This is a genomic window from Candidatus Alcyoniella australis, from assembly GCA_030765605.1.
Lineage (GTDB): Bacteria > Lernaellota > Lernaellaia > JAVCCG01 > Alcyoniellaceae > Alcyoniella > Alcyoniella australis.
Window position 1 is genome coordinate 1 of the sequence record JAVCCG010000134.1, and the last position, 9,693, is coordinate 9,693.

General features: G+C 56.9%; 8 protein-coding genes. 4 read left to right on the plus strand and 4 right to left on the minus strand.

Features of this window, described 5'->3' with window-relative positions; translation table 11 throughout:
* Both P9M14_16435 and P9M14_16440 read left to right on the plus strand, forming a co-directional pair.
* Positions 1-462, plus strand: a 462-nt coding sequence (locus P9M14_16435; protein MDP8257335.1) for a hypothetical protein, incomplete at its 5' end; no start/stop codon positions are given.
* Between the two features lie 307 nt (positions 463-769).
* Positions 770-1,744 (plus strand): SUMF1/EgtB/PvdO family nonheme iron enzyme, encoded by a 975-nt coding sequence (locus P9M14_16440; GenBank protein ID MDP8257336.1) that lies wholly within the window; start codon positions 770-772, stop codon positions 1,742-1,744.
* A gap of 203 nt (positions 1,745-1,947) precedes the next feature.
* Here the strand turns inward: P9M14_16440 and P9M14_16445 are convergent, their stop codons facing one another.
* Positions 1,948-3,666, minus strand: a complete 1,719-nt coding sequence (locus P9M14_16445; protein ID MDP8257337.1) for a hypothetical protein — start codon at positions 3,664-3,666, stop codon at positions 1,948-1,950.
* 604 nt (positions 3,667-4,270) lie between these two features.
* On the opposite strand from P9M14_16445, the gene P9M14_16450 reads away from it, so the two are divergent.
* A complete protein-coding gene (locus tag P9M14_16450) occupies positions 4,271-5,191 on the plus strand; it encodes an alpha/beta fold hydrolase (protein MDP8257338.1) in 921 nt (306 codons plus the stop codon).
* Positions 5,192-5,265: 74 nt separating this feature from the next.
* Here the strand turns inward: P9M14_16450 and P9M14_16455 are convergent, their stop codons facing one another.
* The 3 genes from P9M14_16455 to P9M14_16465 form a co-directional block, all read right to left on the minus strand.
* On the minus strand, positions 5,266-6,315 hold the full coding sequence (locus tag P9M14_16455) for a hypothetical protein (protein MDP8257339.1): 1,050 nt from the start codon (positions 6,313-6,315) through the stop codon (positions 5,266-5,268).
* Positions 6,316-6,336: 21 nt separating this feature from the next.
* Positions 6,337-6,591 (minus strand): hypothetical protein, encoded by a 255-nt coding sequence (locus P9M14_16460; protein MDP8257340.1) that lies wholly within the window; start codon positions 6,589-6,591, stop codon positions 6,337-6,339.
* Between the two features lie 131 nt (positions 6,592-6,722).
* Positions 6,723-7,643, minus strand: a complete 921-nt coding sequence (locus P9M14_16465) for a class I fructose-bisphosphate aldolase (protein ID MDP8257341.1) — start codon at positions 7,641-7,643, stop codon at positions 6,723-6,725.
* Between the two features lie 350 nt (positions 7,644-7,993).
* Between P9M14_16465 and P9M14_16470 the strand changes: the two genes are divergently transcribed.
* Positions 7,994-8,905, plus strand: coding sequence for a hypothetical protein (locus P9M14_16470; protein MDP8257342.1), 912 nt, complete (start codon positions 7,994-7,996; stop codon positions 8,903-8,905).
* Positions 8,906-9,693: the final 788 nt, after the last annotated feature.

The window sequence follows — 9,693 nt, forward strand, 5'->3', positions numbered from 1 at the left end:
AAGGAGCTGCGCGAGCTGAAACTGCGGAATACCCAGGTCACCGACTCCGGCCTCGCTCACCTCGAGGGGCTCAAGGAACTGCGATTGCTGGACCTGCGGAATACCCAGGTCACCGACTCCGGCCTCGTTCACATCGAGGGGCTCAAGGAGCTGCGCAGGCTGGACCTAGACAGCACCAAAGTCACCGACTCCGGCCTCGCTCACCTCGAGGGGCTCAAGGAACTGCGCGAGCTGGGCCTATCCGGCACCAAAGTCACCGACACCGGCCTCGCTCACCTCGAGGGGCTCAAGGAGCTGCGAGTGCTGTACCTGGGTGATACCCAGGTCACCGACACCGGCCTCGCTCACCTCGAGGGGCTCAAGGAGCTGCGCGAGCTGTACCTGTTGGGTCCCCAGGTCACCTACTCCGGCGTGCAAGAACTTCAAAAGGCTCTGCCGGGCTGCAATATCAGATGGTGGTGAGAGCTTTTTAACGAACTCGGGCCAACTGTCCCTCGCCAAAACTCGTCCGTTAATGCGGAGTTCGAGGGACACCATACTTAACTTGATATTATTGCTAAGATTGCTGAAATGATATCAGCAACGATAAGTATCGCTCAATCTAATTGATGTTAATCGCTATTCGTCATCCTGAGGCCCCGGGCCGAAGAATCTACGCTCGCATGGCCGATGATTCGTCTTGACAGCAGACCGTACTAGTGTATTGTAAAATAATATGAAGGTGGATTAGCGTATGCAATTAATGGGGACGAGAAAGCTGCTGTTAATCATGGCGATTTTAATATGTATCCTGTCGATTGCCTGCGAAAAATCGGACAACAACGACAACGATGAAGATCAGGACGATGACCAGGAAGACGATGATCAGACCCTGGAAGATGAGATGCTGATTCCGGCAGGCAAGTTCTTTATGGGCTGTGAGGAGGACGACACACGTTGTGAAGATGATGAGTCCCCGCGCCACGAGGTCTACTTGGATGCGTACTATATTGATGTTTACGAGGTGACGAATCAACAATATGCAAACTATCTGAATTCCAGAAATCCAGAGAACATCTGCGATGATGAATACGGCGTTTTGCCGTGCATTGTTGTTGAGAACTCGGATGAAAAAAAGGATTTCTACGGTATCTACTGGGAAGACGATGAATGGAAGGTGGACGAGGGGTATGAGGACCGGCCTGTAACCGATATCACCTGGGACGGGGCGACGAAATACTGCCAGTCATTGGAGCAACGCCTGCCTACCGAGGCGGAATGGGAGCGGGCAGCCAAGGTCTTTCGCACGGGGGACTCGACCTTCTACAACGTCTATCCCTGGGGCGACGGCTGGAAACCCAATGCAGCCAATTGGAATTACAGTGAAGACCCTTATGAGGGATTGACGTATCCTGCTACATCTCCAGTGGGATATTTCGATGGACTAATGAAGGACGATGATTATCAGACAGCGGACGGCTCAACTCCCGGCGGGCTTTATGACATGGCGGGCAATGCTGCCGAATGGGTTTACGATTGGTACCATCCGATGTACTACAACGATCCACCCGAGGGCGGCTGGGAAAATCCACAGGGGCCTTCTTGGGATGATGCCTATACTTGGGGCGATATGGGGCCCTACCATGTGGTGCGCGGGGGAGATTTTTATAGCGCCGCACCCTATCTTCTCAGGTCGACTGAAAGGGGAATTACAGTTGTCATGGACACTACTACGGGTTTTAGATGCGCTAGGGATGCAGAGTAGCTCTAATTGAAATCGAGTTATGGGGATATGAAAGTGAGTTATGGATGTCCCCCGAACTCCCTGACCCCCTAGCTCCCACAGGCCAAGAGCTGGCGGCGGGCTCCTACTCCCTGCGCTACATCTTCGGCATGTACGGATTGGAGACCACGTTCGTTATCGAATGATCCAAGCTCAATCGCGCTGAGAACTCCGGCCCGGATTATTCATTGCGGATAATCCGGGTCGTTTTTCATGCGGGCCAGGTCCACTCCTGAAACTGAATAGATATGTTCTTCATCGAGCAGGAAAAGCGTCTCCAGTTCGCTGTCCCAGATAGTCTCTCTGACGTGGGGGCCGACCATGAGTTCAAACAAGGGTTCGCCCGTGGAGATTTGAATCACTTGAATTTTTCCGCTGAAATAGCTGGAGCAAAACAGCATATCAAGTTGGGGGGCGCAGGCGATGGCGCGCACCATCGGATGGGTCGGAATGCGCCTGATGCGGCTGAACGTGGGAATATCGATTACATCGACGGACCACGACATGGGTCGCGCAACGAACAGTAATCCAGAAGTTTCATCCAATGCCATTCCCAATGCAAAGGGGCCGATGAAAAGGGTTTTGGAATCGGTGGGGTACATCTTGGAATCATAGGAGAATGAGAGCAGGCGGCTGGAAAAGAACATCCCCGAGACGAAACAGATCCCATGTCGCTCAGAACACAGCGTCTGGTAGGGGCAGTCGATGTTGCGCTGAAGATCGGCCGGTTGGAATGCACAGGAATCGTGACGAACCCAATATAGATTGTTTCGTCTTCCTAAAGAGGGCATGTGAAACTCGACGGTGGCCGCCATGTATGGCTCTGATCCGACGGCTGCCAAATCATTGAACCCCAACAACACGCTGTAACCGTTTACAACGGCTGCGATGTCTTGGAATCCCCAAATGGCGTCCTGTTCCGGCAGGGGGACGCAGCATTGTTTTTCCTCGTCAAGAGATTCGGCAGACAGCACAAAAAGAGAGAAGGGTTCCTTGGTGAAGATCGCCAGCCGGTCGCCGTTGTCGCGCAGCACGAGTTGTTCCACCCCATGGTATTTCGGATTGGAAAGCTTCACCGAGCCGCTCGACAGATCGATGCGCCCGATCTCGCCTGCAAACTTGTCCGTGAAATAGAGAACGTTGTTGCCTGCATCCGATTTCATATCGAATAGCTGATGGGCTAGGTGCCTTTTGAAAAGAGGATCAAGCGGCCCGTATAGAACATTCAGTTGCGGTGACGGCGGATGGGATGGCTGCAGCTTGAAATGAATACCGACAACACCGGATATCGCCAACAGGGCGACCACCATACCGTGATAAATCAATCTACTTTCGAGCGCGGGCTTGAAGCCTTTCGCAGCCCAGTACAGCGCCGATACGAATGATAGACAAACTATGAACCAGAAAACCAAGGGAAACAGACTCTGTTCGATAAACACGGGCGCAGCCGATGCGACCGCGGCGAGCCCGGCGACGAGGAACGAGCTGCGTTTGAAATTGCCGTTGATGATTATCAGCAGGGAAAGCAAAGTGTTCGCGGTCAGAATGCGACAGTAGTTCGGCTCCCAAAACAACATGAAAAGATATACGGCCAAGCTACACAAGACCCCGCAAAACAACAAAATGCGGCCGATGATCGTCTTGAGCTTGTACGTTTGACCAATGTATTTCCGCAATCGAGGATGTCCCGGCGAGATGGTCGTGCAAAGATATAACAGCATCCAGACGAGAAATAGGAATAGGAGCAAAACTTTCGAGATAAAACAAATGATCGAGAAAAGCGCCAGTCCCCAGAAAATATACTGTAATAGATACTCCCTTATCCAGTCCGAACCGCAGCAAAGCATACAGAACAAAATAAATAAAGTAGCAATATTAAACGGCAGACGGGAATCGCGGTGCATCCGGAAAATCCCTTTATGCATTGCCTTGGTGTATGTAAAAAATCAATATAGCATATTTTAACCGGCGAGTAATGCTTTTTATCGCCCCGGCAATAAGTACTTAAAATCAAATGGATCGATCCCGCGACCCCTGAATGGCCGCAGTGCGAGCATCACGAGCGATGCTTGATAAGCACGGTTAAGGTTTGAGGCTGTTTTGCAAGTCCTTGAGCCCTGGGACGCTTACAGCGACGCCCCGGTTCAAGGACGCGGTTTTTTCATCCGCTGTTGCCGGAAAGCAGCGTCTATCATCTATCAGCACGATAAGCGCCGGCTGCGGGCTTTTCATTTACAACCGTGATATTATCGAGCTTAGCCCGCATTATTCATGAAGGTTCTACTGCAATGCACAATCTGCTCGCAATAACAGCGTCATCCTCGCCGATCCGTCCTCGACGTACCGCAGTGGGTACGCCTGCGGAGTCTCGGCTCGGCTTCCTTGTTCTTGCGGCACCTTGCACATTTCGTATACGAACCTTCATGAATAATCCGGGCTACGCCTTTATTTTACAACTATCCGCAGGCTGTATGGTTATTGACGGCCAAACGGCCAAGAGGTAAGTCGATGGAAATGCTCGGTGAGCCACATGAAACAGCGGTGCTCGGCACTACGATCACCTGGGGCGAGATGGGTTCGGGCCAGCCGCTGGTCCTGATCCACGGGATCCAGGATTCCCATCGCGCCTGGCGCAGGGCCGCGCCGTTTCTGGCTCGGCGATTTCGGGTGCTGATGCCCGATCTGCCGGGGCACGGCTTTTCCGGACGGCCCGATGCTCCCTATACGCTGACGTGGTATGCGCAGATCATGGACGCCTGGATGGAACAGATCGGCTTGCGCAAGGCGCACCTGTGCGGCCATTCGTTCGGAGGCGGAATCGCCCAATGGATGGTCCTGGATCAGCGGCAACGGATCGATCGTCTGGCGCTGGTCTCAGCGGGCGGACTGGGCCGACAGGTCGCCATGAGCATGCGCTTTGCGACGTTTCCGGTTCTCGGGGCCAAGATCACGCCGCTGGTCCTGCGCCACATTTTACCCGTGGTGCTCAAACACTCGTCGGAGATCTTCGGCCACATGGAGCCCGAGGAGCAGGAGCGTTTCGTGCGCATGATCCGCATTCCGGGAACCGACCGCGCGTTCCAACGCAGCCTGGAAGGCGTCATCAATTTCTTCGGCCAATACATGCAGACGATTCAACGGGCGGGCGAGGTCGAGGACATGCCGCCGGTGGCCCTGTTCTGGGGCTCCAAGGACCCGATCATTCCGATCCAGCACGGGAAAAACACGCTGGCGAATTCCGAGAACATCACGCTGACGATCTACAAAGGGTGCGGACATTATCCGCAGCTCGACGCGCCCGAGCGGTTTTCCCGCGATCTGACCGAATTCCTCTGCGATCCCGACCGTCCCCACACCCGCTTCCATCCGGTCCCGCCGAAAACAGGACTGCGCGGCATGCTCGCGGGCCGGATTAAAAATTCGGGCTAACTCTCGTCTCCGTCATCGTCGTCGCAGGAGATCATCACCAGCCCAAGGATCAAGACCAGGGTCAACAGCCGCGATTATCCGCAGCAGCCGTCATCATCGTCGTCAGAGTTGATATCGCCGTCAGAGTCGATATCGTCGTCAGCGTCATCGAGATCATCGTCGTCATCATCATCATCGTCGGGTCCGATCACCTGGAAGGCGTTTGCCAAAGTCGCGCGCTCGCCCGTGGCGCTGGAGACGATCAGCTCGTAGACCCCGGCGCTTCGGCCTGCGGTCACGGTGCCCGTGGCTGTGGTCGCCGACTCGATGCTCAACCCTTGCAGATCGATGCGTCCTTTGGACTCGTTATAGAGAAAGAACGCGTCGTCCGCCTCGAAATTGTCGCCGCTGATGGTCAGCAGCACGTCCTCGCTGTTTTGGCCCGCAGGGGGCGAGACGTTGCTTAGCTGCGCCAGGCACAGCCGCAGGATCTGGGTTTTGTTGCTCACGGTGGAGTCGTTGATGCCGCCGATCAAAATCAGCATTCCGCCCTGGTCCGGCGCGAACACCGAGCAGGGTGCGACCAGCGGATCGTCCGGGCTCAGGTCGAACGCGTTCCAGCTCGTGCCCTCGAGGTCGAGGATTTCGCTGGAATCGCGGGGCTTCCAGGCGTTGCCCTCGCGGCCGCCGCCGCCAAGGGCGTAAAGCGAGCCGGCAACAAATCCGCCGCCCGGGCTGTAGCGCCAGTCGAGCATCTGGGGCAGGGCGCTCCAACCATCGACCGTGGGATCATAGGCATAGGCCAGAGCGTCGTCCTGCGAGCCCAAGACGTAGAACGTTTCGCCGTCTGATGTTCCCAGGCCGAAGCCGCGGGCCGTGGGCAGGTCGGCCGGGGAGCTGTCCCAGGTGTCGGCGATCGGATCGTAGACCGCGTGGTTGCTGATATAGCTCGAATTCCAGCCGCCGGCCACGTGCAGCTTGCCGTTGACATTGGCGCAAAAGGGGCCCGATGAGTAGAACGGCATGTTGGTGCGCCAGGTCCAGGTGCTCGAGGCGATGTCGAATTCGAGGTTGTTGTTCTTAACGCTGGTCAGATCCTGGTCGTAGCCGCCGAACAAATAGAGTTTGTTGTGCTGTAACGCCATACAGGCGTTCATGTGGCCGAATCAGCCGTATGAGCAGCCGCCGCCGTTCCAGGAGTCGGCCGCGACATCGTAGACGTAGAGCGTGGCGATTTGGTTGCCGTCCTGGTCCGCGCCGGTGGTCATGTAGACCAGGCCCTCGGAGTACGCGGCCTGACCGCGATAGATCGTGGTCGGCGCGTTCTGGCCGTAGCTCCAGCCCGACTCGCAGACCTGGCCCCAAGCCAAGGTCGGCGCCAGGCACAAGATCAGCAACCCGACGATTGCGACGCAACGCATGCGGCTCTCCTCTGTGCGGGGGATCGCACTATTTAATCATATTTTGCGGAGGGGGCGGCGGTGGGACCCGAAAAAAAACAGGGCCCGGCAGCAATGCCGGACCCTGTTGTGATGCAACTTTATCGGTGCGTCTACGAGGTGTAGATATCCATAATTTGGTTCAGCAGATCCAGGGCGTCGGCCTTGGTGCGCTGGAAGCTGTTGCGGCCGATGATCGAGCCGAAGCCGCCTCCGGCGTGAATCCCGCGGATGTCCTCGAGCACGCCGTCAGTGTCTTTGGCCGCGCCGCCGGAGAAGATCACGATCCGTTTGCCGTTGAACGCCGACTGCACCACGTGGCGTACGCGGTCGGCCAGGGTGTCGATCTTGATTTTCTCGGCTTGGTAGACCTTGCGCGCGGCGTCCTGCTCGATGTGGTCGGTGGGCGGCTTGACCTTGACGATATGCGCGCCGAGCTGACAGGCGATCTGCGCGGCGTAGGCCGCCACGTCGATGGCGGTCTCGCCCTCCTTGGTCAAGCCCGAGCCGCGCGGATAGGACCAGACCACTACAGCCAGTCCCGCGGCCTTGGCCTCGGACGCCAGCTCGCGGATTTCGCCGTACATCTCGTTGCGGAAACCCGATCCGGGATAGATTGTAAAGCCGATGGCCGAACAACCCAGACGCAACGCGTCATCCACATCCGCGGTGACCGCCGGGTAGGGATCCTCGGCAGTGAACAGCGAGTCGGAGTTGTTGGCCTTGAGAATCAGCGGAATCTGTCCGGCGAACTTGTCGGCCCCGGCCTCGATAAAGCCCAGGGGCGCGGCATAGCCGCTCATGCCTGCGTCCAGGGCGAGCTGGAAATGATAGTCCGGATCGTAACCCGGCTCGTTCTTGGCAAAGCTGCGCGCCGGTCCGTGCTCGAATCCCTGGTCAACAGGCAAAATCACCATCTTGCCAGTGCCGCCGAGTTTGCCCTGCATCAGGAAGCGATAGAGATTGGCCTTGGTGCCCGGGCAGTCGGACTCGTACCAGCTCAGGATCTGTTTCACGCGTGGTGTAATCGACATGTAAACCCTCCATGGGATGGGATTTTAGACGGGGCGTCGAGGGTAAATGTATTACAGAACACGGGCCTTCGCAATAGCAAGATCAGCACGGAAGGACAGCAGTCGGCATTGTCGCCGCCATCTGTTTGAGCGGCCTCTTTTTCTCTTGCTTAAACCATCCGAGGTCTGCTATTCAGGACAAATAGCAACAATTTGTTTATCGAACCTTCAAGAAGGAGTTGAAAATGAAGAGTAATATGCTAATCATCTCGATGATTTGAACGCTTGTATTTGCAGGCTCGGCCGTTGCGTTCGACGGAGCCCTGCTCTACAGCGACACCGGCAGCGCTCCTGGTCCTCTGGTTATGGCTTTGGAGAACGACCCTGATATCGACTCGATAACCGTGATCGACATCAACGTCGCCCCCCTTCCAACCCTTGAGACCCTCCAGGGCTACGACGCGGTGTTTGTTCACTCTTACAACGCTATTGTCGGTCCGGTAGCGATGGGCAACATCCTGGCCGACTACATAGACGGCGGCGGCGCAGTGGTCGTGGATCTGCCGGCCGTATCGCCAGGTGTCTGGGCGATCGGCGGCCGTTTTGCGACCGAGCAATACGCGCCGCTTATCGGAGGCGTTCCGGTGTTCACCCTGCGGTCCCTGGGCGACTTTAACGCCGATCATCCGATCATGGATTCGGTGAGCTCCGTACTGACCGATACGATCGCTGATTCGGCTTTGGTCGCGGGCGCCGACTTGGTGGCCTCGTGGGACAACAGCGAGGAGTTGGTCGCCACCCTGGGCCCGGTTGTAGCGTTCAACTTCGTCTTTGCCGGTACGTACTTCAACCCGGCGGCCGACGATTTGGACATCATGGCGGGTAACGCCCTGGCCTGGGCCTGGGCGCAGGTGCAGCCGCCCGCAGTGGCGTCGATCACTCCGGCCAGCGGAACCAACGACGGCGCGGTGAGCGTGACGATCAGCGGCGACTTCTTCATCGACGGCGATACCACGGTAATGCTCAGCGGCCCGGCCAAGGCCGACATCAACGGCACCGACGTGGTGGTCACCGACCCGCAGACCCTGACCTGCGATTTTGACCTGACCGACGCCGAGATCGGCGATTACGACGTGGTGGTCACCACGCCCAACGGCGAGGGCACCCTTGACGCCGGTTTCGCTATCGAGGCGGCCGGAGACGACGACGATGACGACGATGACGACGATGACGATACAGAAGATGACGACGACGATGATGACGACAGCGGATGCTGTGGCTGAGTAATTTTTAGCCTCGGGGTGGGGCGGTCATGCCGCCCCGCTCCGGCGGCTTTGAGGCAGCGTGGAACTGCCACAAAGCTCGCGTAGTTCGCTGGTCGTAGCGCCACGCCCCACCCCGCATCGGACGATGATGGTGGGGGGGTAATAATGTTGAATAACATTATTGGGTGGGCGCTCGGCAGAAATCAGTTTGAGATTTTTTCGGATTGCCGGTCCGAAATACGTTGAGATAGTTGTCTGGTTCGCACGGGGGCTTGCTCAGCGGGTTCTCAAAGGCGCTGAGTTCATCGTTACAAGCTAAGACTTCTTTTCATCGACTGGCGGATGCGCTCGGTGTCCGGCTTTGCCAATGACGCTGGTCAGTCCTATTTTCGGATGAGAACCCGCCCGGCTTAGAGCCGGGGCAAAACTCGCAAGCGGACCAAACTCTTGGCTCAACGATAATCTCCGCGACGCGGCATAGATCGACGCTAAACGATCCGGGAAATATGCGAGCCTTGCAGCGGCTCGAAGCCGCCCGGCTCGCGCGGGGGAGAGAGCGGCGCGTCGGCTTGGAACAAGCCGACGCGCCTGTCCCACCCCACCCTGGCTCGCGGGGTGTTGGAACGAAATTTATTTTGAGGTGGGCCAAACGACGAACTTTTCCGCGCGCATGTCGAAGTAAAAATGCGTGGAGAACCCGGTACGGCTGACCTACTGACTGTTGAGGGTCGCGGATAATGTTAGAGGCGGCATGCAGAACGATATTAAGAAATTTCGTTCCAATGCCCCGCGAGCCCTACACACAA